Below are 23,368 nucleotides of genomic sequence, written 5' to 3'. Positions count from 1 at the left end.
AATAATAATCGGCCTCCGATCCAAAAAGAGGCTGCGCGCGTGAGCGGGCAGCCTCTTCTGGGCGACAGTTGTAAAACCGTCTTATTGCTTGCTGGCAGCAGCTACCTGAGCGGCAACTTCTTCTGCGAAGTTGTCGACCGGCTTCTCGATGCCTTCACCTACTTTGAAGTAGGTGAACGAAACGATTTCAGCACCGGCTTTCTTCGCCAGGTCGCCGACCTTGATTTCCGGGTTCTTGACGAAGGCCTGCTCAACCAGGCTGGCTTCGGCCAGGAACTTGGAGATACGGCCGCTGACCATTTTCTCTGCGATTTCAGCAGGCTTGCCTTTCAGCTTCTCTTCGTTCAGCTGCAGGAAAACACCCTTCTCGCGCTCGATCGCTTCAGCGGAAACGTCCGAAGGCAGCAGGAACTCAGGGTTGGTAGCAGCCACGTGCATGGCGATGTCTTTGGCCAGCTCGGTGTCGCCGCCCTTCAGGACAACCGCAACACCGATCTTGTTGCCGTGCAGGTAGGTACCGACCACATCACCTTCAACGCGAACCAGGCGACGGATGTTGACGTTTTCGCCGGTCTTGCCAACCAGGACCAGGCGCGCTTCTTCCTGGGCTTCGATCAGCGGAGCTGCGTCGGTCAGTTTGTCAGCGAAGGCTTTTTCGACGCTGGCAGCGACGAAGGCCTTGAAGTCATCCTGCAGAGCCAGGAAGTCGGTCTGGGAGTTGACTTCCAGCAGGACGGCAGCCTTGCCGTCGTCCTTGATGGCGATGGCGCCTTCAGCGGCGACGTTGCCGGCTTTCTTGGCAGCCTTGATGGCGCCCGAAGCACGCATGTCATCAATGGCTTTCTCGATGTCGCCGCCAGCCTTGGTCAAGGCTTTCTTGCAGTCCATCATGCCTTCGCCGGTACGCTCGCGCAGTTCTTTGACCAACGCTGCAGTAATCTCTGCCATTTCAAAATCCTCTTGGATAGGTTTTCAACCATTCCACCCGACCGAACGGGCGATCAATTCTTCCTGGAAAACCACTGCTTATAGGCCGCGGCAGGTTACAAACAAGTCACTGCGCCGGCGACAAATGGTTTTCGAGGTGGCAAAAAGGGGGCCAAGCCCCCTTTTTGCTTACTGAGTCAACGCCAGGGCGTCGATTACTCAGCGGCTGCTGCCGGAGCTTCTTCAGCGAAGACTTCGGTGCCGCCGTTAACATTGTTGCGACCACGGATAACAGCGTCAGCCATCGAACCCATGTACAGCTGGATGGCGCGAATGGCGTCATCGTTGCCTGGGATGATGTAGTCAACGCCTTCCGGGCTGCTGTTGGTATCGACAACGCCGATGACCGGGATACCCAGCTTGTTGGCTTCGGTGATCGCGATGCGCTCGTGGTCAACGTCGATCACGAACAGTGCGTCAGGCAGACCGCCCATGTCCTTGATACCGCCCAGGGAGCGGTCCAGCTTCTCAAGATCGCGAGTGCGCATCAGCGCTTCTTTCTTGGTCAGCTTGGCGAAAGTGCCGTCTTCGGACTGGACTTCGAGATCACGCAGACGCTTGATGGAAGCGCGAATGGTCTTGAAGTTGGTCAGCATGCCGCCCAACCAGCGGTGATCGACGTACGGCGAACCGCAACGTGCTGCTTCTTCAGCAACGATCTTGCCAGCGGAGCGCTTGGTGCCGACGAACAGAATCTTGTTTTTGCCCTGGGCCAGGCGCTCTACGAAGGTCAGTGCCTCGTTGAACATCGGCAGGGTTTTTTCAAGGTTGATGATGTGGATCTTGTTGCGCGCGCCGAAAATGTACTTGCCCATTTTCGGGTTCCAGTAACGGGTCTGGTGGCCGAAGTGCACACCGGCCTTCAGCATATCGCGCATGTTGACTTGGGACATGATAGTTCCTTGATAAGTCGGGTTTGGCCTCCACGTATCCCAATGACCAACCAGCGGCCTATATAAGCCGAAGGCACCCAGGTCATCGTGTCGACACGTGTGTGGATTTAAGCTCTCGGGGTCATCCCCGGAAAGCGGCGCATTTTATACCACAGCGAGGGCGAAAACGAAACCCGGATTCTTAAAACCTATTGTGGCAAGGGGATTTATCCCCGCTGGGGCGCGTAGAGGTCCCATACCAGGCGATTCAATCGACTTGATCCACCATGCTGCCTGATTTGGCACTGCTACGCAGCCCAACGGGGATAACCCCCCTCAGCACAGAGTTCCGGCCTGGAGAGCTCATTGTACTGATCGTCTGTTAGAATCGCGTTTTCGGGGCCGCAGGGAACCTCTTGCGCCGCCCATTTCGTTTCGAACAGCGCCACCAGGCGCAGAGAGAGCCTGTATGACCGTCACCCTCAAGACTCCCGAGGACATCGCAAAGATGCGTGTCGCCGGCAAGCTCGCCGCCGACGTGCTGGAAATGATCGCCGACTACGTCAAGCCGGGCGTGACCACCGAAGAGCTGGACCGGATCTGCCACGATTATATCGTCAACGAGCAGAAGGCCATTCCCGCACCGCTCAACTACAAAGGCTTTCCGAAGTCGATCTGCACTTCGATCAATCACGTGGTCTGCCACGGCATCCCCAACGAGAAGCCGCTGAAGGATGGCGACACCCTGAACATCGACGTCACCGTCATCAAGGATGGCTATCACGGCGATACCAGCCGCATGTTCCACGTCGGCAACGTGCCGGAGTGGGCCCAGCGCCTGTCGAAAGTGACCCAGGAATGCATGTACATGGCCATCGAGCTGGTGAAGCCGGGCTGCCGACTGGGTGACATCGGCGAGGTGATCCAGAAGCACGCGCAGAAGAACGGCTTCTCGGTGGTACGTGAATTCTGTGGCCACGGCATCGGCAAGGTCTTCCACGAAGAGCCACAGATCCTGCACTACGGCCGCGCCGGCACCGGCATGGAGCTCCAGGCGGGCATGACCTTCACCATCGAGCCGATGATCAACCAGGGTCGCGCCGAAACCAAGGTACTGGGCGACGGCTGGACCGCCATCACCAAGGACCGCAAGCTGTCGGCCCAGTGGGAACACACCCTGCTGGTGACCGAGACCGGGTACGAAATATTTACCCTGCGCAGCGACGACACCATCCCTCGCGTTTCCGCCTGAACCGACCCCAGCTATAGATAGAAAGGAAAGCCATTCGATGCCGCAGGTGGATCCCGAACTCTTCGACCGCGGCCAGTTCCAGGCTGAACTGGCCCTGAAGGCAAGCCCCATCCCGGCCTTCAAGAAGGCGATCCGCCAGGCCCACGAAGTGCTCGACCAGCGCTTTCGCAATGGCCGGGATATTCGTCGGCTGATCGAGGATCGCGCCTGGTTCGTCGATAACATCCTGCAAAGGGCCTGGGAGCAGTTCAGCTGGAACCCCGACACCCACATCGCCCTGGTGGCGGTGGGCGGTTACGGCCGGGGGGAGCTGCACCCCTACTCCGACATCGACTTGCTGATCCTGCTGGACGGCGACGATCACGAAGTCTTTCGCGACTCCATCGAACGCTTCCTGACGCTGCTGTGGGACATCGGCCTGGAAGTCGGCCAGAGCGTGCGGTCAGTACAGGAATGCGCCGATGAAGCCCGCGCCGACCTGACGGTGATCACCAACCTGATGGAAAGCCGCACCATCGCCGGCCCTGAGCGCTTGCGCCAGCGCATGCTTGACGTTACCAGCACGGCGCACATGTGGCCCAGCAAGGATTTTTTCCTGGCCAAGCATGCCGAGCAAAAGGCCCGTCACCACAAGTACAACGACACCGAGTACAACCTGGAACCCAACGTGAAGGGCTCCCCCGGCGGTTTGCGGGACATTCAGACGATCCTGTGGGTTGCCCGCCGCCAGTACGGCACCCTGAACCTGCGAGCCCTGGCCGGCGAAGGGTTCCTGGTCGAGAGCGAGAACGCCCTGCTGGCATCCTCCCAGGAGTTCCTGTGGAAGGTACGCTACGCCCTGCACATGCTCGCCGGGCGCGCCGAAGATCGCCTGCTGTTCGACCATCAGCGCTCCATCGCCGGCCTGCTGGGCTTCGAAGGGAGCGATGCCAAGCAGGCCATCGAAAACTTCATGCAGCAGTACTACCGGGTGGTGATGAGCATCGCGCAGCTCAGCGAGCTGATCATCCAGCATTTCGAGGAAGTCATCCTCGCGCCGGAAGACGCCGAGCCGCCCCAGCCCATCAACGCCCGCTTCCAGTTGCACGACGGTTACATCGAGGCACGCAACGACAACGTATTCCGGCGTACGCCCTTCGCCATGATCGAGATTTTCGTGCTCATGGCCCAGCAGCCGGAAATCAAGGGCGTGCGCGCCGACACCATTCGCCTGCTGCGGGAAAACCGCCACCTGATCGATGACGATTTCCGTCACGACATCCGCAACACCAGCCTGTTCATCGAGTTGTTCAAGTGCAAGATCGGCGTGCACCGCAACCTGCGACGCATGAACCGCTACGGGATCCTGGGGCGCTACCTGCCGGAGTTCGGCTTCATCGTCGGGCAGATGCAGCATGACCTGTTCCACATCTACACGGTCGATGCCCACACGCTGAACCTGATCAAGCACCTGCGCAAGCTGCAATACACCCAGGTATCGGAGAAATTCCCACTGGCCAGCAAGCTCATGGGCAAGCTGCCCAAGCCTGAGCTGATCTACATGGCCGGGCTGTACCACGACATCGGCAAGGGCCGCCAGGGCGACCATTCGGAAATCGGCGCAGTGGATGCCGAAGCGTTCTGCCAGCGCCATCAGTTGCCAGCATGGGACAGCCGGCTGATCGTCTGGCTGGTGCAGAACCACCTGGTGATGTCCACCACCGCCCAGCGCAAGGACCTGTCCGACCCGCAGGTGATCCATGACTTCGCCCAGGTCGTCGGCGACGAAACGCGGCTGGACTACCTCTACGTGCTCACCGTGGCCGACATCAACGCCACCAACCCGACCCTGTGGAATTCCTGGCGGGCCAGCCTGTTGCGCCAGCTCTACACCGAGACCAAGCGTGCCTTGCGTCGCGGCCTGGAAAACCCGGTGGATCGCGAAGAGCAGATCCGCCGCACTCAGAGTGCCGCCCTGGATATCCTGGTACGCGGCGGTACCGACCCGGACGATGTCGAACAGCTCTGGTCGCAGCTGGGCGATGACTACTTCCTGCGCCACACCGCCGGCGACGTGGCCTGGCACAGCGATGCAATCCTTCAGCAACCGGCCGATGGCGGGCCCCTGGTGCTGATCAAGGAAACCACGCAACGCGAGTTCGAAGGCGGTACGCAAATCTTCATCTACGCCCCGGACCAGCATGATTTCTTCGCCGTGACCGTGGCCGCGATGGACCAGCTCAACCTCAACATCCATGACGCACGGATCATCACCTCCAGCAGCCAGTTCACCCTCGACACCTACATCGTGCTCGACACCGACGGCGATTCGATTGGCGACAACCCGGCACGGGTCAAGCAGATTCGCGACGGGCTCACCGAGGCCCTGCGCAATCCGGCGGACTACCCCACCATCATCCAGCGCCGGGTGCCACGCCAGCTCAAGCATTTTGCCTTTGCGCCCCAGGTGACGATCCACAACGATGCCCAGCGCCAGATCACGGTGCTGGAACTCAGCGCCCCGGACCGTCCCGGCCTGCTGGCGCGGATCGGCCATATTTTCCTGGAATTCGACCTGTCGCTACAGAACGCCAAGATCGCCACCCTCGGCGAGCGGGTGGAAGACGTGTTCTTCATCACCGATGCCCACAACCAGCCGTTGTCCGATCCGCAACTGTGCAGCCGTCTGCAGGACGCGATCGTCCGGCACCTGAGCGTCAACCAGGAACCCGATGCTCACCCGACACGCATCAGCATCTGAACGAACAATCCCCCTCTGTGGGAGCGAGCCAGCTTCCACAAGGACCGCGCCCACATTGACGAGGCCCTCGATGAACAACGCTTTGAACCAGTTGCAGCCCTACCCGTTCGAAAAGCTCCGTGCCCTGCTGGGCAGCGTCACGCCCAACCCCGACAAACGCCCCATCGCGCTGTCCATCGGCGAACCCAAGCATCGCTCGCCCAGCTTCGTGGCTGAAGCCCTGGCCAGTAATCTGGAAAAGATGGCTGTGTACCCGACCACCCTCGGCATCCCGGAACTGCGTGAAGCAATCACCGGCTGGTGCGAGCGTCGCTTCAATATACCCAACGGCTGGCTCGACCCGGCGCGTCATGTCTTGCCAGTCAACGGCACCCGCGAAGCGCTGTTCGCCTTCACCCAGACCGTGGTCAACCGTGGCGACGACGCCCTGGTCGTCAGCCCGAACCCCTTCTACCAGATCTACGAAGGCGCCGCGTTCCTGGCCGGGGCCAAGCCGCACTACCTGCCATGCCTGGACGCAAATGGCTTCAACCCGGATTTCGACGCCGTGTCGCCAGACATCTGGAAACGCTGCCAGATCCTGTTCCTGTGCTCCCCTGGCAACCCGACCGGTGCCCTGATTCCGGTGGATGTGCTGAAGAAGCTCATCGCCTTGGCCGACGAGCACGATTTCGTGATCGCTGCGGACGAGTGCTACAGCGAACTGTATTTCGACGAACAGAGCCCGCCGCCGGGCCTGCTCAACGCCTGCGTCGAACTGGGTCGCAAGGACTTCAAGCGCTGCGTGGTGTTCCACAGCCTGTCCAAGCGCTCCAACCTGCCAGGCCTGCGCTCCGGCTTCGTCGCCGGCGATGCGGACGTTCTCAAAGGCTTTTTGCTGTACCGCACCTATCATGGCTGCGCGATGCCGGTCCAGACCCAACTGGCGAGCATCGCTGCATGGAACGACGAAGAGCACGTGCGGGCCAACCGCGCGCTGTACCGGGAGAAATTCGACGCCGTGCTGGAAATCCTCAGCCCGGTGCTGGACGTGCAACGCCCCGACGGCAGCTTCTACCTGTGGCCGAATGTGGCCGGCGATGATGCAGCGTTCTGCCGCGACCTGTTCGAACAGGAACATGTGACCGTGGTACCGGGCTCCTACCTGTCCCGCGATGTGGACGGCGTCAACCCAGGGGCCGGGCGCGTGCGCATGGCCCTGGTGGCGCCACTGGCAGAATGCGTGGAAGCGGCGGAACGGATCCGCGCGTTTATCCAGCGTCGGGGTTGAAGCGTACCGCCGTTGTGGTGAGGGGTCTTATCCCCTCACCACAATGAGTGCTGCGCAAAATTACTATTTACCCAACCCCAAATTCGCCTCTGCCAGATCCAACTCCCCCAGCACCTCACGCAGTACATCATCCCCGATCTGGTGATGACGACTGAGGCGATACAACTCCAGCCGTTGCGCCCGATAAGCCTTCAAGCGCAGCCGGCGCTCCAGCAGGTCCATTTCGAATGCCAACGCCTGGGCCTCGGCGGAATCGTTGAACACGTCGAGCTGATGACGATACTCGGACATCAACCGCGCCTTGACCTCAGTGGCCAGCGCCGCCTGGGCCGCATCCGGCGTACTTGTCGCCTCACTCGGCTCCTCCACTTCCAGCGCGCGGATCGCCGCTTCAGCAGTCTTGCGCCAGGCATCGCGGACTTCGTTGCGGCGCTTGTCATCGGGGCTTTTCTCGATGCCCTTCAGTAACAGCGGCAAGGCAATGCAGGCCGCGATCAATGACAACAGGATCACCCCGGCGGCAATGAAGATCAGCAGGTCCCGCTCGGGAAAGGGCTCGCCCGCGCCCAATAGCAACGGCACAGAGAGCACGCCCGCCAGGGTCACCGCGCCTCTCACCCCACCGAACGTCAGCAGCCAGCAGGAGCGCGCGGTGGGCACCAGTGTCAGTTCCCCCTTGCCGCGCCAGCGCCGCAACAACCCGGACAGGCGCCAGATGCTCTGCACCCAGACGAACCGCAGCACCAGCAGCACCAGGAAAATCACCACGACATCCAGGCAGCGGTAGAACAGGGTTGGCCACAGCGTGGTTTCGTGGCTGGTCACGGCCTTGATGATGTCCGGTAACTGCAAGCCCAACAGCAGGAAGATCAAACCGTTGAAGGCGAACTCCAGCAGCGCCCAGACACTGCGATTGAGCAGCCGCGTACCGGTCTGGCGTGGCAACAGGTCGAGCCAGCTCTGCATCATCCCCGCCGCCACCGCCGAGAGAATGCCCGAGGCGCCCAGTCGCTCAGCCACCACGTAGGCGGCGAAGGGTAGCAACAACATGAACACCACGTGGGTGGCCGGGTCGTCCCAGCCCCGGGCGACCATCCAGGCTCGCAGGCGTCCCATCAACCAGCTCAAGGCGACCCCGACGAGCAGCCCACCTACCGCCACCAGCACGAACGTCACGCTGGCGTTGGCCAGGGAAAACACGCCAGTGACAGCCGCCGCCAAGGCAAACTTGAACGTCACCAGGCCCGAGGCATCGTTCATCAGCGCCTCGCCCTGGAGCATGTGCATCAGGGGCCCAGGCAAGCGGTCGCGGGCAATCGCCGAGACCGCCACCGCGTCGGTGGGCGACAGCACTGCCGCCAGGGCGAAAGCCATCGGCAGTGGAATATCCGGCAACAACCAGTGAATGAAATACCCGGCACCCACCACGGTGAACAACACCAGCCCCACCGCCAGGGTCAGGATCGGCCCGCGCAAGCGCCACAGTTCACGCTTGGGCATGCGCCAGCCATCGGAGAACAGCAGTGGCGGCAGGAAGAGAAACAGGAACAGTTCCGGGTCGAGGGTGACATGCAGGCCCAGGGACGGCCAGGCCAGCACGGCACCGGCGCCGATCTGGACCAGGGGCAACGGCAGGGGGATCAACCGTCCGATCAGGCGTGAGACGCCCACCAGCGTCAGCAGGATCAGGACGGTGTAGGCGCTTTGCATAGCGGTTACCAATGACAGCGATACACATCCGGCAACAGCTTGCCGTTGAAGTGCCATATTAACCGCTTAGCATGAACCTGGCCGTTACACCTATGTCGCAGCCCCACTATTGTGGGAGCGAGCTTGTTCGCGATAGCGATGTATCAATCGATTCATTGCTGGCTGATCGGACGCCATCGCGAGCAAGCTCGCTCCCACAGGTTTTGGTGTCCATCAACCTGGGCCGTCGCGAAACCGTCCGGTCATGGCATAATCCTTCACCTTTTATTTCCAGCACCTGCAAAGGGGGCAGTTCCTTGACCGATTCAAGCAAAACGTTGCACCTTTTCGGCATCAAAGCCTGTGACACGATGAAAAAAGCGCGCACCTGGCTCGATGAACACGCAGTACGCTACGAATTTCACGACTACAAGAGCGCCGGCATCGACCGTGAGCACCTGACCCAATGGTGCAACGAGCATGGCTGGCAAGTGGTGTTGAACCGTGCCGGTACGACCTTTCGCAAGCTCGATGACGAACGCAAAGCCGATCTCGACCAGACGAAAGCCATCGAACTGATGCTCGCCCAACCCTCGATGATCAAGCGCCCGGTGCTCGATCTCGGTGACCGAACCCTGATTGGCTTCAAGCCAGATATTTATGCGGCAGAGATCAAGTAAGCCTGCCCAGTCCATTTTGTTGAGGTAACGTTCATGTCCACTACCCTGTTCAGCCTGGCCTTCGGTGTCGGCACCCAAAACCGCCAAGGCGCCTGGCTGGAAGTGTTCTACGCACAGCCACTGCTCAATCCTTCGGCCGACATCGTCAAGGCCATCGCGCCGATCCTGGGCTACAGCGAAGGCAACCAGGCCATCAGCTTCACCACCGCCCAGGCCTCGCAACTGGCCGATGCCCTCAAGGGTGTCGATGCCGCCCAAGCCGCGCTGCTGACCCGTCTGGCCGAGAGCCACAAGCCGTTGGTCGCCACCCTGCTGGCCGAAGATGCACAACTGAGTTCCACCCCCGAGGCGTACCTCAAGCTGCACCTGTTGTCCCATCGCCTGGTCAAGCCCCACGGCCTGAACCTGGCCGGTATCTTCCCGCTGCTGCCGAACGTGGCCTGGACCAGCCAGGGCGCGATCGACCTGAGCGAACTGGCCGAGCACCAGCTTGAAGCCCGCCTGCGCGGCGAATTGCTGGAAGTGTTCTCGGTGGACAAGTTCCCGAAAATGACCGACTACGTGGTCCCGGCCGGCGTGCGCATCGCCGACGCCGCGCGTATCCGCCTGGGCGCCTATGTGGGTGAAGGCACCACGGTCATGCACGAAGGTTTCGTCAACTTCAACGCCGGCACCGAAGGCCCCGGCATGATCGAAGGTCGTGTTTCGGCAGGCGTATTCGTCGGCAAGGGTTCGGACCTGGGCGGCGGTTGCTCCACCATGGGCACCCTGTCGGGCGGCGGCAACATCGTGATCAAGGTCGGCGAAGGCTGCCTGATCGGTGCCAACGCCGGTATCGGCATTCCGTTGGGCGACCGCAATACCGTGGAATCGGGCCTGTATGTCACCGCCGGCACCAAGGTGGCGCTGCTGGACGAGAACAACCAACTGGTCAAAGTGGTCAAGGCCCGCGACCTGGCCGGCCAGCCCGACCTGCTGTTCCGCCGCAATTCCGAGACCGGCGCGGTGGAATGCAAGACCCACAAGTCGGCCATCGAGCTGAACGAAGCACTGCACGCGCACAACTAAGCCGCGTCCCCCTCACCTGTGGGAGCAACCTTGCTCCCACAGGGTCCGGCGTAACTCCAGCAGGGCCCGAAAGCATGTTGATCCAATCCCCCTGGCGGGCCGATTTCCCGGCCATCGCCGCCCTGCAACGGCAAGGCCAGACCTACCTGGACAGTGCCGCCACCACGCAGAAACCCCAAGCCCTGTTGGATGCCCTGACGCATTACTACGCCAATGGCGCGGCCAACGTGCACCGGGCGCAGCATCTGCCGGGGGCTCACGCCACCCAGGCGTTCGAAGACAGTCGCCTCAAGGTGTCGCAATGGCTCAATGCACAGGGTTGCGGGCAGATCGTCTTTACCCATGGCGCGACCTCCGCGCTGAATCTGCTGGCCTATGGGCTGGAACATCTATTCCACCCGGGCGATGAGATCGCCATCAGCGCCCTGGAACACCACGCCAACCTGCTGCCGTGGCAGCAGTTGGCCGAGCGCCGATCGTTGACCCTGGTGGTGTTGCCCCTGGATGCCGACGGAGTGATCGACCTGGAAGCCGCCACCGGCCTTATCGGCCCCCGGACACGCTTGCTGGCGGTCAGTCAGCTGTCCAATGTGCTGGGGGCCTGGCAGCCATTGCCGGCGCTGCTGGCCCTGGCCAAGGCCCAGGGCGCGCTGACAGTGATCGACGGCGCCCAGGGCGTGGTCCATGGCCGCCACAATGTGGAGGCGCTGGGCTGCGACTTTTACGTGTTTTCCAGCCACAAACTCTACGGCCCGGACGGGCTGGGCGTGCTGTTCGGCCGTACCGACGCCCTTGGCAAGCTGCGTCATTGGCAGTTCGGCGGCGAAATGGTGCAACAGGCCGACTACCACAGCGCCACTTTCCGTGCGGCGCCGCTGGGCTTCGAAGCCGGTACGCCGCCGATTGCCAGCGTGATCGGGTTGGGCGCGACCCTGGACTACCTGTCCGCGCTCGATTCGCAAGCGGTCATCGATCATGAAGCGGCGCTGCATGACTACCTGCTCCATGGCCTGCTGGCTCGCAACGGCATTCGCCTGCTGGGAAACCCTCGCCTGGCCCTGGTCAGTTTCGTGGTCGAAGGCATCCACAACGCCGACCTGGCGCATCTGCTGACCGAGCAAGGCATTGCCGTACGCGCCGGGCATCACTGCGCGATGCCGCTGTTCAAGCATTTGAAGCTGTCCGGGGCGATCCGCGTGTCGCTGGCGCTGTACAACGACTCCGCCGACATCGAGCGTTTCTTCGACGCCTTGGATCAGGCCTTGGAGATGTTGCGATGAACCTGCCGACCGATGCCGCCACGGCGCTACGGGTTTTCCAGGACGCTTCAGGCTGGGAACAACGGGCACGGCTGCTGATGCAATGGGGTGAACGCCTGCCGCCGCTGAATGACGAGGACAAGTGCGAGGCCAACCTCGTCCACGGCTGTGAAAGCCAGGTATGGTTGGTGGGTCGCTTGCACGACGGGCACTGGCAGTTTTGCGCCGGCAGCGATGCGCGGTTGATCCGTGGCCTGGTGGCGTTGCTGCTGGCGCGGGTCAACGGGTTGCCCGCTGAGGAGTTGCGGCAGGTGGATTTGCCGGATTGGTTCAACCAGCTGGGATTGTCGCGGCAGCTGTCGCCGTCCCGTAGCAACGGTTTGAATGCGGTGTTGAAGCGGATGCTGGAGTTGACTCAGTAACGGCAATCGCGAGCAAGCTCGCTCCCGCAGGGGATTTGGTGCACGCAAATACTGCGTTCAGCCTGACCCTATGTGGGCGCGAGCTTGCTCGCGATGAGGCCATAAGCCCCTCAAACCTGAGGCTTGACCCTGTCCGCCGGTCGTCGCACACCCGCCACGATCTTATCCACAGCCTTGGTCGCCGCGACCATGCCGAATGTCGCCGTGACCATCATGACCGCGCCGAACCCTCCGGCGCAGTCGAGCTTCACGCCATCGCCGACAAAACTCTTCTGCAGGCAAATGCTGCCGTCCGGTTTCGGGTAGCGCAGCTGTTCGGTGGAAAACACACAGGGCACGCTGTAGTGACGGGTCACGGTGCGGGAAAAACCGTAGTCGCGGCGCAAGGTGGAACGCACTTTCGACGCCAGCGGATCATTGAACGTACGGTTCAGGTCGCAGACCTGGATCAGCGTCGGGTCGATCTGCCCGCCTGCGCCGCCCGTGGTGATGATCTGGATCTTGCGGCGCTTGCACCAGGCAATCAGCGCGGCCTTGGCATTGACACTGTCGATGCAGTCGATCACGCAGTCGATGTTCGGCGTGATGTATTCGGCCATGGTGTCGCGGGTGACGAAATCCGCCACCGCGTGCACCGTGCAGTCGGGGTTGATCCCGCGCAAACGCTCGGCCATCACCTGCACCTTGGGTTTGCCGACGGTGCTGTCGAGGGCATGCAGCTGACGATTGGCGTTGCTGACACAGACGTCGTCCAGGTCGAACAGCGAAATCTCGCCCACGCCGCAACGGGCAATGGCTTCCGCCGCCCAGGAACCGACCCCGCCGACCCCGACGATCGCCACATGGGCCGCCCGCAGGCGTTCCAGGCCCTCGATGCCATACAAACGGGCGATGCCGGCAAAGCGTGGATCTTCTGTACTCATGACCATTACCCCAGAAACCGGCGCGCATTATAGGGCTTTGTCGGAGCAATTCGAGCCCCAGGCGCCCGGTCGCGGCATCAATTCCAGACAAACCCTCTGTGGGGGCGAGCCTGCTCGCGATAGCGGTATGACAGTCGATGAAGTATTGCCTGATACACCGCCTGCGCGCGCAAGCTCGCGCCCACAGGTTTTGTGTCAATCACCGTCGGCATACTTGGGCCCATGGTGGTGGTTTTGCTATAAGATAACCGCCATTTTGCGGGAGCCTGCCCGCTGATCTACAAGCCTTGCGTTCATTCTATATTCCCGGAGCTTCCATGACGGCCCACGCCGACCTCTCGCCGACCCTGCAACTCGCCTGCGACCTGATCCGCCGTCCGTCCGTGACGCCCGTGGATGCCGACTGTCAGAAACTGATGATGCAGCGCCTGGGCAACGCAGGCTTCAAGCTCGAACCCATGCGCTTCGAGGATGTGGATAACTTCTGGGCCAGCCATGGCAAGCACGAGGGGCCGGTGCTGTGCTTCGCCGGGCATACCGACGTGGTGCCCACCGGCCCGGTACAGGCCTGGCAGCTCGATCCGTTCGATGCGGTCATCGACGAGCATGGGATGCTCTGCGGCCGTGGCGCGGCGGACATGAAAGGCAGCCTGGCGGCGATGGTGGTGGCGGCCGAGCGTTTTGTCGCCGACTACCCGGACCACAAGGGTTCGGTCGCCTTCCTGATCACCAGCGATGAAGAAGGCCCGGCCCACCACGGCACCAAGGCTGTGGTGGAACGCCTCAAGGCCCGCCAGGAACGACTGGACTGGTGCATCGTCGGCGAACCGTCGAGCACCACGCTGGTGGGCGATGTGGTCAAGAACGGCCGCCGCGGCTCCCTCGGCGCGCAATTGACCGTGCGCGGCAAGCAGGGCCACGTGGCTTACCCACACCTGGCGAAGAACCCGATCCACCTGGCGGCGCCGGCGCTGGCGGAACTGGCCGCCGAACATTGGGACCACGGCAACGACTTCTTCCCGCCCACCAGCTTCCAGATCTCCAACCTCAACGCCGGCACTGGCGCGACCAACGTGATTCCGGGCGACCTGGTGGCGGTGTTCAACTTCCGCTTTTCCACCGAATCCACCGTCGAAGGCCTGCAACAGCGAGTTGCCGACATCCTCGACAAGCATCAACTGGACTGGCACATCGACTGGGCACTGTCCGGCCTGCCGTTCCTCACCGAACCGGGTGCGCTGCTGGACGCCGTGTCTTCCAGCATCCGGGACGTCACCGGGCGTGAAACCCAGGCGTCCACCAGCGGCGGTACGTCCGACGGGCGCTTCATCGCCACCATGGGAACGCAAGTGGTGGAACTGGGGCCGGTCAACGCCACCATCCACCAGGTCAACGAACGCGTGCTGGCGGCCGATCTCGACGTACTGACCGAGATCTACTACAAGACGCTGATCAAGTTACTCGCCTGATGCTCGCCTGTCCGATCTGCAGCGAACCGCTCAAGGCGCTGGACAACGGCGTGGTGTGCCCGGCCGGCCATCGCTTCGACCGGGCGCGCCAGGGTTACCTCAACCTGCTGCCGGTGCAGCACAAGAACAGCCGCGACCCTGGGGACAACCAGGCCATGGTCGAAGCCCGTCGCGCCTTCCTCAATGCCGGGCACTACGCTCCGGTGGCCCGGCGCCTGGCCGAACTGGCTGCGCAACGAGCCCCCGGTCGCTGGCTGGACATCGGCTGTGGCGAGGGCTACTACACCGCGCAGATCGCCGATGCCCTGCCCGACGCTGATGGCTACGCCCTGGACATCTCGCGGGAGGCGGTCAAGCGTGCCTGCAAACGCAACCCACGGTTGACCTGGTTGATCGCCAGCATGGCCCGGGTACCGTTGGCGGATGGTTGCTGCCAGTTCCTGGCAAGCGTGTTCAGCCCCTTGGACTGGCAGGAGGCCAGGCGCCTGCTCAGCCCTGGTGGTGGCCTGATGAAAGTCGGCCCCACCCGCGGTCACCTGATGGAACTGCGCGAGCGGCTGTACGACGAAGTGCGCGAATACACCGATGACAAGCATCTGGCCCTGGTGCCGCCGGGCATGACGCTGGAGCACAGCGAAACCCTGGAGTTTCGCTTGACGCTGGACAGCGGCCCGGATCGGGCCAACCTGCTGGCCATGACGCCCCACGGCTGGCGCGCCAATGCCGAGCGCCGCGCCAGCGTGATCGAGCAGGCCGAACCCTTCGAGGTCACGGTGTCGATGCGCTACGATTATTTCGTTCTTCAATAACCCTATCGGGCCCCGGGCGAGCGTTCGGGGCCGACACTAAATCCGCGAATGGATTTTTCGAGACCACAGTGAGGACATCCATGCGCCAACCCGATATCGAGATTTACCTCAAGGACGCCGATGTTGACCACAAGGCCATCGCCGCCTGGCTGAGCCAGGCCCTGGGACCTTGCAGCGAATGGACCCAGAAAGGCCAGACCTACAAATGCAAGGCTGGCGATATCCCGGTGACCTGGCTGCCCAAGGCCGTGGGCAAATGGAACAGCCTTTACCTGGAAAGCGACCGGACCCCATGGGAAGACGACATCGCCTGCGCCCGCGCCGCCTTCGCCGCGCTGAACGTCGAAGTACGCTGTGCGCCGGGCTCCTGGGTTGAAGAGGAAGGCGAGGAATCGGCGGATCGCTGGATTCGCATCAGCGCCGATGGGGAAGAAGAGATCACCTGGAAGACGGCGTGACGCTGACTTCCAGCCCACCGCAGAGCCAATGTGGGAGCGAGCTTGCTCGCGATAGCGGTAGATCAGCCAGATTAGAAGTGACTGACACACCGCTATCGCGAGCAAGCTCGCTCCCACAATGGGTTTCGCGTAGCCAGTGAATGCGGTTTACAACCCCACCACATCCTCAGCCTGCAGGCCCTTCTGCCCTTCCACCACCGCGTACTCGACCTTCTGGCCCTCGATCAGCGAACGGTGGCCTTCGCCGCGGATCGCGCGATAGTGCACGAATACATCCGCCCCGCCTTCACGCTGGATAAAACCGTAGCCCTTGGCGTCGTTGAACCACTTCACGTTGCCGGTTTCGCGTGCTGCCATGATTGCTCACTCCCAATTCTTATTTTTCAAGCCAGCTCTCCCGCCCGACGGCAAAGATAAAGCTGTACGAACTTTCGCCGCCCCGCAGCCGTCCATGGGAAGGCCGAGGCGATCAGCGACCGAGTATAAGACACACACGAAAACTCTCAACTGACTTTACTTCGCCGCTTTTTTGCCGATTTTCGACGAATCCGGCACACTAGCGACCGCTCGATTCTTTCCACTCACGCAGAAGCCGTATGACCCGCTCCCCGTTCCGTCGTCTTGTATTTGGCACCCTGCGCCGCCTGTTGTATCTCTGGGTTCGTTCCGAGACGATCAACCAGTCGTCCTTCACCCTCGATCTCGACCGCAGCCGTCCGGTGTTCTACGTCCTGCAAGACCCTTCGCTCACCGACCTGGCGGTGCTCGACACCGAATGCACCAAGGCCGGCCTGCCCCGTCCCGTATTACCGGTAGCGGTGGGGAACCTGCTGGAGCCGGCAGCCTTTTTCTATCTGACCCCGGCCCCCGACTGGCTCGGGCGCCAGGACAAGCGCGGCGCGCCCCCCACGTTGACACGACTGGTCAATGCCCTGACGCAGAACGCCGCCGAAGACGCGCAGATCATCCCGGTGAGTGTGTTCTGGGGCCAGTCGCCCGACAGCGAATCCAGCCCATGGAAACTGCTGTTCGCCGACAGCTGGGCCGTCACCGGACGCCTGCGCCGCCTGCTGAGCATCATGATCCTGGGACGCAAGACCCGGGTGCAGTTTTCCGCGCCGATCCACCTGCGCGAACTGATCGAACACGACAAGGGCCACGAGCGCACCGTACGCATGGCCCAGCGGATCCTGCGGGTGCACTTGCGCAACCTGAAGTCGGCGGTGATCGGCCCCGACATCTCCCATCGCCGCAACCTGGTCAAAGGGCTGGTGAACCAACCGTTGGTCAGGCAGGCGATTGCCGAGGAGGCCGAGCGGGAAAAGATATCCACAGAGAAAGCCAAGGCCCAGGCCCTGCGCTATGGCAACGAGATCGCCTCGGACTACACCTATACCGCTATCCGCTTCCTGGAGGTGGTGCTGAGCTGGTTCTGGAACAAGATCTACGACGGCATCAAGGTCAACCACATCGAGAGCGTGCAGAAGATCGCTCCCGGCCACGAAGTCATCTATGTGCCCTGCCATCGCAGCCATATCGACTACCTGCTGCTGTCTTACCTGCTGTTTCGCAACGGCCTGACCCCACCGCACATCGCCGCCGGCATCAACCTCAACATGCCGGTGATCGGCGGCCTGCTGCGCCGCGGCGGGGCGTTTTTCATGCGCCGCACATTCAAGGGCAACCCGCTCTATACGGCGGTGTTCAACGAATACCTGCACACGCTGTTCACTAAAGGCTTCCCCGTGGAGTACTTCGTCGAGGGCGGGCGATCGCGTACCGGGCGCATGCTGCAGCCCAAGACCGGCATGCTTGCCATCACCTTGCGCAGCTTCCTGCGCTCCTCGCGCACGCCCATCGTGTTCGTGCCGGTCTACATCGGTTATGAGCGGGTACTGGAAGGCCGTACCTACCTGGGCGAACTGCGCGGCGCCAGCAAGAAGAAAGAGTCGATCTTCGACATTTTCAAGGTCGTCGGCGCCCTCAAGCAGCGCTTCGGCCAGGTGGCAGTCAACTTCGGCGAACCGATCAGGCTGGCCCAGTTCCTCGACAGCGAACAGCCGGACTGGCGCCAACAGGCGCTTGGCCCGCAATTCAAGCCAGCCTGGCTCAACGCAACCACCCATCGTCTCGGCGAACGTGTGGCCCGGCACCTGAACGAAGCCGCCGCGATCAACCCGGTCAACCTCGTCGCCCTGGCGCTGTTGTCCACCAGCCGCCTGGCCCTGGACGACCGCGCCATGGCCCGGGTACTGGACCTGTACCTGGCCTTGCTGCGCAAAGTACCGTATTCACCCTACACCACCCTTCCCGAAGGCGATGGCCTGGCCTTGATCGAGCATGTCAAAGGCATGGACCTGCTGTCGGAACAGAGCGATGCCCTGGGCAAGATCCTCTACCTGGACGAGCAGAACGCGGTACTGATGACCTATTACCGCAACAACGTGCTACATATCTTCGCCTTGCCCGCGTTGCTGGCCAGTTTCTTCCAGAGTACGTCGCGCATGAGTCGCGAGCAGATCCTGCGCTACACTCGCGCCTTGTACCCGTACCTGCAATCGGAGCTGTTCATCCGCTGGTCCCTGGACCAGTTGGATGAAGTGGTGGACCAATGGCTCGAAGCATTCGTCGAACAGGGCCTGCTGCGCTTCGAAAAGGACCTGTACCTGCGCCCGGCCCCGAGTTCGCGGCACTTCGTGCTGTTGACCCTGTTGTCCAAGAGCATTGCCCAGACCCTGCAGCGCTTCTACATGACGGTCTCGCTGCTGCTCAACAGTGGCCAGAACAGCATCAGTGCCGAGGAGCTGGAAGACCTCTGTACCGTGATGGCCCAGCGCCTGTCGATTCTCCATGGCCTGAATGCACCGGAATTCTTCGACAAGAGCCTGTTCCGCCACTTCATCCAGACCATGCTGGATCTCGACGTGCTGCGCCGGGACGAAGCGGGCAAGCTAAGCTATCACGAGTTGTTGGGCGAACTGGCCGAAGGCGCGGCCAAACGGGTGCTGCCGGCGGAAATCCGCCTGTCGATCCGTCAGGTGGCGTTGCATCGCAGTGAAGACGCGGCGGAACAGGTTGCCCCGGTGTCCCAGGACTGACCACCCAGGCGCCCGCTTGACCGCTGGCGCCTCCCCAACCAAGGAATTGCCCGATGAACAAGCTTCCCCTCATCGCCCTCGCGGCACTGCTCGGTGCCTGTTCCAGCGCACCGCTGGCGAGCCGGCACAGCCTCGACGGCGAAGTGTTCTACCTGCAGCGCATCGCCCTGCCACCCAGCGCGATCCTGAGCGTCAGCCTGCAGGACGTTTCCCTGGCCGATGCCCCGGCCACGGTGCTCGATGAGCAGAGCGGCCCGGTCAAAGGCCAGGTCCCGCTGCCGTTCCACCTCAGTTATGATCCGGCCCAGGTCAAGCCCGGGCACCGGTATGCCGTGAGTGCCCGTATCGAGGTGGACGGACGCGTGATGTTCATCACCACCGAACAACATACCGTGCAACTCGATGGCAATGATCCGCAGCCGTTGAAGATCCGTGTCGACGCTGCCCGCTGATTCCTTTCCCATTCACTTCAAGGACGCTGTCATGCTCCGCTCTACCCTGCGTTTCACCGGCCTGTGCGCCGGCCTGTTGATCAGTGCCCAAGCCATGGCCCTGTCCCTTGGCGACCTGTCGCAAAAAGATGCCACGGGCGGCCTCAAGGACGCCTTGACCCAAGGCGCTCAAGTCGCGGTCAAGCAACTCGGCACCCCTGGCGGCTTCAGCAACAACCCCGAGGTCAAGATCGAGCTGCCGGGCAAGCTCGGCAAGGTCGCCAGCAAGATGAAGGCCTTCGGCATGGGCGACCAGGTCGAGCAACTGGAGAGCAGCATGAACCAGGCCGCCGAGGCCGCCGTGGTCCAGGCCCAGCCGATCCTGGTCAACGCAGTGAAGAACATGAGCGTGGACGATGCCAAGGGCATCCTCAGCGGCGGCAACGACTCGGCCACGCAGTACCTGAACAAGAGCAGCCGCGAGCAGATCCGTGCCAAGTTCCTGCCTATCGTCAAGCAAGCCACCGACAAGGTCGGCCTGGCCCAGCAATACAACGCCTTCGCAGGCCAGGCCGCGACCTTCGGTGTACTGGACGCGAAAAGCGCCAACGTCGAGAACTACGTGACTGAACAGGCGCTCGATGGCTTGTTTGAAATGATCGGCAAGCAGGAAGCCGCCATTCGCCAGAACCCGGCGGCCGCGGCCACCAGTCTGGCGAAGAAGGTGTTCGGCGCGCTCTGACACCCAGCATAAACACCTGTGGGAGCGAGCCTGCTCGCGAAGCGATATCAGCCATGACACCTTCGTTGGCTGTTACACCGCTATCGCGAGCAGGCTCGCTCCCACATTGTCTTTTGGCGTCAGAGAACTGCAGTCAGGTTTTCTTGACCCTGAACCAGGCCGCATACAGCGCCGGCAGGAACAGCAGCGTCAACGCCGTCGCCACGATCAGTCCCCCCATGATCGCCACGGCCATCGGCCCGAAGAAAAGGCTGCGGGACAAGGGGATCATTGCCAGCACCGCCGCCAGGGCGGTGAGCACGATGGGTCGGAAACGGCGCACGGTGGCTTCGATGATCGCCTGCCAGGGCGTCAGTCCTGCCTCGATATCCTGCTCGATCTGGTCCACCAGGATCACCGAGTTACGCATGATCATTCCCGACAGGGCGATAGTCCCCAGCATGGCGACGAAACCGAACGGCTGGCGGAACACCAGCAAAAACAGCGTCACACCGATCAGCCCCAGGGGAGCGGTCAGGAACACCATGGCCGTGCGCGAGAAGCTGCGCAGCTGCAGCATCAGCAACGTCAGCACCACCACGATGAACAGCGGCACACCGGCATTCACCGACTTCTGGCCGCGAGCCGAATCCTCTACCGTACCGCCGACCTCCAGCAGGTAGCCATCCGGCAACTCGGCCCGAATCGGGTCCAGGGTCGGGAAGATCTGCTGGACCAGGGTCGCCGGTTGCTCCTTGCCGTAAATGTCGGCCCGCACGGTCACGCTCGGCAGGCGGTTGCGGTGCCAGATCACGCCTTCTTCGAAGCCGTACTCCAACGTCGCGATCTGGGACAGCGCAACGCTGGTGCCATTCTCGGTAGGCACCGCGAGGCTGGGCAGCAAGGACAGTTCGGTGCGTTCGTGCACGGTGCCACGCAGCAGGATCTCGATCAGCTCGTTGTCTTCGCGGTACTGGCTGACGCTGGAGCCGATGAGGGAACTCTGGAGGAACTTCGACAGGTCGACGGTGCTCACCCCCAGGGCCCGGGCGCGCTCCTGATCGACATTCAGGTACACGACCTTGCTCGGCTCTTCCCAATCCAGATGCACATTGGCCACGTAGGGGTTTTCACGCACCTTGGTCGCCACTTTCCTCGCCAGGGCCCGGACTTCTTCGATGTGCTCGCCGGTCACCCGGAACTGCACCGGGTAACCCACGGGTGGTCCGTTTTCCAGGCGAGTGACCCGTGAACGCAGGGTGGGAAACTGTTCGTTCAAGGTGCTGATCAGCCAGCTGCGCAACGGCTCGCGATCCTCGATGGTCTTGGCCAGCACCACGAACTGGGCGAAGCTGGGAGCAGGCAGTTGTTGATCCAGCGGCAGATAGAAACGAGGAGACCCGGTACCGACATAGGCCACGTAGTTATCGATGCCCGGATGATCCTTGAGCATCGCTTCCAGGCGCTTGACCTGTTCGGCGGTGTTGCTCAGGGAGGCGCCTTCCTCCAGCTTCAGGTCGACCATCAACTCCAGACGTCCCGACGCCGGGAAGAACTGCTGAGGGACAAAACGGAACAGCACCACTGAGCCGACAAACAGCAGCACCGTCAGTGCGATGACGGTTTTACGCCGACGCACGCACCACTCCACCAGGCGCCGGACGCGCTGGTAGAACGGCGTGCCATAGGGATCGGGCTGACCGTCACGAGTGCCGTGTCTGGCCGCATGGATTTTCGCCAGGTCCGGCAGCAGCTTTTCCCCCAGGTAAGGCACGAACACCACCGCAGCCACCCAGGACGCCACCAACGCCAGGGTCACCACCTGGAAAATCGAACGGGTATATTCGCCGGTGCCCGATTGCGCCGTGGCGATCGGCAGGAACCCCGCCGCCGTGATCAGCGTACCGGTGAGCATCGGGAATGCAGTGCTGGTCCAGGCATAGCTGGCGGCCTTGATCCGGTCGAAGCCCTGCTCCATCTTGATCGCCATCATCTCCACGGCGATGATCGCGTCGTCCACCAGCAGCCCCAGGGCCAGCACCAGCGCGCCAAGGGAAATCTTGTGCAGGCCGATCCCCAGGTAATACATCGCCGCGAAAGTCATCGCCAGCACCAGCGGAATCGCCAGGGCCACCACCATCCCGGTGCGCAGGCCCAGGGAAAAGAAGCTCACCAGCAACACGATCGTCAGCGCTTCCACCAGCACCTGGACGAACTCGCCCACACCGGTCTTCACCGCCGCCGGCTGGTCCGAGACCTTGCGCAGTTGCATGCCGGCCGGGAGATTGTTCTGGATCCGGGCAAACTCGGCCTCCAGGGCCTTGCCCAGGATCAGAATGTCACCGCCGTCCTTCATGGCCACAGCCAGGCCGATGGCGTCTTCGCCCATGAAGCGCATGCGCGGTGCCGGCGGATCGTTGAAACCGCGACGCACATCCGCCACATCGTCGATACGGAACGTACGATCGGCGACCCGGATGGGGAAGCTGCGAATCTCTTCCACGGTCTGGAAATTCCCCGACACCCGTAGCTGCAGGCGCTCGCTACCGGTTTCGAAGAAACCGGCGGTGGACACCGCATTCTGCTCCTCGAGGGCCTGCTGGACCGCCGCCAGGGGCAAGCCAAGGGTGGCCAGCTTTACGTTCGACAGTTCGATCCAGATCTTTTCGTCCTGCAGGCCAATCAGCTCGACCTTGCCCACATCCTTGACCCGTTGCAGCTGGATCTGCACACGGTCGGCGTAATCCTTGAGCACGCCGTAGTCGAACCCGTCGCCGGTCAGCGCGTAGATATTGCCAAAGGTCGTGCCGAACTCATCGTTGAAGAACGGCCCCTGGATACCCGGCGGCAACGTGTGACGGATATCGGCGACTTTCTTGCGGATCTGGTACCACAGCTCGGGGATCTGTGCCGAATGCAGGGAGTCGCGGGCCATGAAGGTCACCTGGGACTCGCCCGGCCGCGAGAACGAGACGATCTTTTCGTAATCGCCGGTTTCCATCAGCTTCTTTTCGATGCGCTCGGTGACCTGCCGCGACATTTCCTCGGCCGTGGCCCCCGGCCAGTTGGTGCGAATCACCATGGCCTTGAACGTGAACGGTGGATCTTCGCTCTGGCCCAGCTTGGTGTAGGAAAGCGCACCAACGATAGCCAGCAGCAACATCAGGAACAGTACGATCTGGCGATTACGCAGCGCCCACTCGGAAAGATTGAAACCCAT

The 23,368-nt window shown here is 62.2% G+C and carries 19 protein-coding genes; 13 read left to right on the top strand and 6 right to left on the bottom strand.

What is annotated here, in order from left to right; all coding sequences use genetic code 11:
* Positions 1–81: 81 nt before the first annotated feature.
* A complete protein-coding gene (tsf, locus tag AC1M7R_RS16765) occupies positions 82–948 on the bottom strand; it encodes a translation elongation factor Ts (RefSeq protein WP_072387961.1) in 867 nt (288 codons plus the stop codon).
* 194 nt (positions 949–1,142) lie between these two features.
* The gene (rpsB, locus tag AC1M7R_RS16760) at positions 1,143–1,880 is read right to left on the bottom strand and encodes a 30S ribosomal protein S2 (RefSeq protein WP_003198231.1); all 738 of its coding nucleotides are present in this window, start codon (positions 1,878–1,880) and stop codon (positions 1,143–1,145) included.
* 448 nt (positions 1,881–2,328) lie between these two features.
* On the opposite strand from rpsB, the gene map reads away from it, so the two are divergent.
* From map to dapC, 3 genes are all read left to right on the top strand, one after another.
* A complete protein-coding gene (gene map, locus AC1M7R_RS16755) occupies positions 2,329–3,111 on the top strand; it encodes a type I methionyl aminopeptidase (protein ID WP_053152730.1) in 783 nt (260 codons plus the stop codon).
* Between the two features lie 37 nt (positions 3,112–3,148).
* Positions 3,149–5,851, top strand: a complete 2,703-nt coding sequence (locus AC1M7R_RS16750) for a [protein-PII] uridylyltransferase (protein ID WP_072387963.1) — start codon at positions 3,149–3,151, stop codon at positions 5,849–5,851.
* A 70-nt stretch (positions 5,852–5,921) separates the two neighbouring features.
* Entirely contained in the window at positions 5,922–7,121 is a 1,200-nt protein-coding gene (gene dapC / locus AC1M7R_RS16745) for a succinyldiaminopimelate transaminase (RefSeq protein ID WP_072387965.1), read from the top strand.
* A 63-nt stretch (positions 7,122–7,184) separates the two neighbouring features.
* Here the strand turns inward: dapC and AC1M7R_RS16740 are convergent, their stop codons facing one another.
* A complete protein-coding gene (locus tag AC1M7R_RS16740; RefSeq protein WP_072387968.1) occupies positions 7,185–8,831 on the bottom strand; it encodes a Na+/H+ antiporter in 1,647 nt (548 codons plus the stop codon).
* A 350-nt stretch (positions 8,832–9,181) separates the two neighbouring features.
* Here AC1M7R_RS16740 and AC1M7R_RS16735 point away from each other — a divergent pair, with 350 nt between their 5' ends.
* The 4 genes from AC1M7R_RS16735 (at position 9,182) to AC1M7R_RS16720 (ending at position 12,239) form a co-directional block, all read left to right on the top strand.
* Positions 9,182–9,490 (top strand): arsenate reductase, encoded by a 309-nt coding sequence (locus tag AC1M7R_RS16735; protein ID WP_231991096.1) that lies wholly within the window; start codon positions 9,182–9,184, stop codon positions 9,488–9,490.
* 33 nt (positions 9,491–9,523) lie between these two features.
* Positions 9,524–10,558 (top strand): 2,3,4,5-tetrahydropyridine-2,6-dicarboxylate N-succinyltransferase, encoded by a 1,035-nt coding sequence (gene dapD / locus AC1M7R_RS16730; RefSeq protein ID WP_072387973.1) that lies wholly within the window; start codon positions 9,524–9,526, stop codon positions 10,556–10,558.
* A 74-nt stretch (positions 10,559–10,632) separates the two neighbouring features.
* Positions 10,633–11,838, top strand: a complete 1,206-nt coding sequence (locus AC1M7R_RS16725) for a cysteine desulfurase (protein ID WP_072387975.1) — start codon at positions 10,633–10,635, stop codon at positions 11,836–11,838.
* Positions 11,835–12,239 carry a SufE family protein gene (locus AC1M7R_RS16720; protein WP_072387977.1) on the top strand — a complete coding sequence of 135 codons (405 nt, stop codon included), beginning with the start codon at positions 11,835–11,837 and terminating at the stop codon, positions 12,237–12,239. The genes AC1M7R_RS16725 and AC1M7R_RS16720 overlap by 4 nt, the downstream gene beginning before the upstream one ends.
* A gap of 110 nt (positions 12,240–12,349) precedes the next feature.
* Here the strand turns inward: AC1M7R_RS16720 and tcdA are convergent, their stop codons facing one another.
* Positions 12,350–13,168 carry a tRNA cyclic N6-threonylcarbamoyladenosine(37) synthase TcdA gene (gene tcdA / locus AC1M7R_RS16715; RefSeq protein WP_072387980.1) on the bottom strand — a complete coding sequence of 273 codons (819 nt, stop codon included), beginning with the start codon at positions 13,166–13,168 and terminating at the stop codon, positions 12,350–12,352.
* Between the two features lie 311 nt (positions 13,169–13,479).
* Between tcdA and dapE the strand changes: the two genes are divergently transcribed.
* The 3 genes from dapE to AC1M7R_RS16700 all read left to right on the top strand — a co-directional run bounded on the left by dapE (position 13,480) and on the right by AC1M7R_RS16700 (position 15,898).
* Positions 13,480–14,631: a succinyl-diaminopimelate desuccinylase gene (dapE, locus tag AC1M7R_RS16710; RefSeq protein WP_072387982.1), complete on the top strand. Its 1,152-nt coding sequence runs from the start codon at positions 13,480–13,482 to the stop codon at positions 14,629–14,631.
* Positions 14,631–15,440: a putative RNA methyltransferase gene (locus tag AC1M7R_RS16705; protein WP_072387985.1), complete on the top strand. Its 810-nt coding sequence runs from the start codon at positions 14,631–14,633 to the stop codon at positions 15,438–15,440. Before dapE ends, AC1M7R_RS16705 begins: the two co-directional genes overlap by 1 nt.
* 80 nt (positions 15,441–15,520) lie before the next feature.
* Positions 15,521–15,898, top strand: coding sequence for a hypothetical protein (locus AC1M7R_RS16700; RefSeq protein WP_072387988.1), 378 nt, complete (start codon positions 15,521–15,523; stop codon positions 15,896–15,898).
* Positions 15,899–16,045: 147 nt separating this feature from the next.
* Here AC1M7R_RS16700 and AC1M7R_RS16695 read toward each other — a convergent pair whose 3' ends face one another.
* The gene (locus AC1M7R_RS16695) at positions 16,046–16,255 is read right to left on the bottom strand and encodes a cold shock domain-containing protein (protein WP_072387990.1); all 210 of its coding nucleotides are present in this window, start codon (positions 16,253–16,255) and stop codon (positions 16,046–16,048) included.
* Between the two features lie 239 nt (positions 16,256–16,494).
* Here AC1M7R_RS16695 and plsB point away from each other — a divergent pair, with 239 nt between their 5' ends.
* Genes plsB through AC1M7R_RS16680 form a run of 3 tightly spaced genes read left to right on the top strand, consistent with a single transcriptional unit; the run spans position 16,495 to position 20,169 of the window.
* Positions 16,495–18,996: a glycerol-3-phosphate 1-O-acyltransferase PlsB gene (gene plsB / locus AC1M7R_RS16690; protein ID WP_072430837.1), complete on the top strand. Its 2,502-nt coding sequence runs from the start codon at positions 16,495–16,497 to the stop codon at positions 18,994–18,996.
* Positions 18,997–19,049: 53 nt separating this feature from the next.
* Positions 19,050–19,448: a YbaY family lipoprotein gene (locus AC1M7R_RS16685; RefSeq protein ID WP_072387994.1), complete on the top strand. Its 399-nt coding sequence runs from the start codon at positions 19,050–19,052 to the stop codon at positions 19,446–19,448.
* A gap of 31 nt (positions 19,449–19,479) precedes the next feature.
* Positions 19,480–20,169: a DUF4197 domain-containing protein gene (locus AC1M7R_RS16680; protein WP_072387996.1), complete on the top strand. Its 690-nt coding sequence runs from the start codon at positions 19,480–19,482 to the stop codon at positions 20,167–20,169.
* Between the two features lie 133 nt (positions 20,170–20,302).
* Here the strand turns inward: AC1M7R_RS16680 and AC1M7R_RS16675 are convergent, their stop codons facing one another.
* Positions 20,303–23,368: an efflux RND transporter permease subunit gene (locus AC1M7R_RS16675; protein WP_072387998.1), complete on the bottom strand. Its 3,066-nt coding sequence runs from the start codon at positions 23,366–23,368 to the stop codon at positions 20,303–20,305.

This window comes from Pseudomonas sp. MS01C9 (assembly GCF_058202755.1).
The sequence above is the reverse complement of the archived record's forward strand: the minus strand, read 5'-3'. Positions and strand labels throughout refer to the sequence as shown.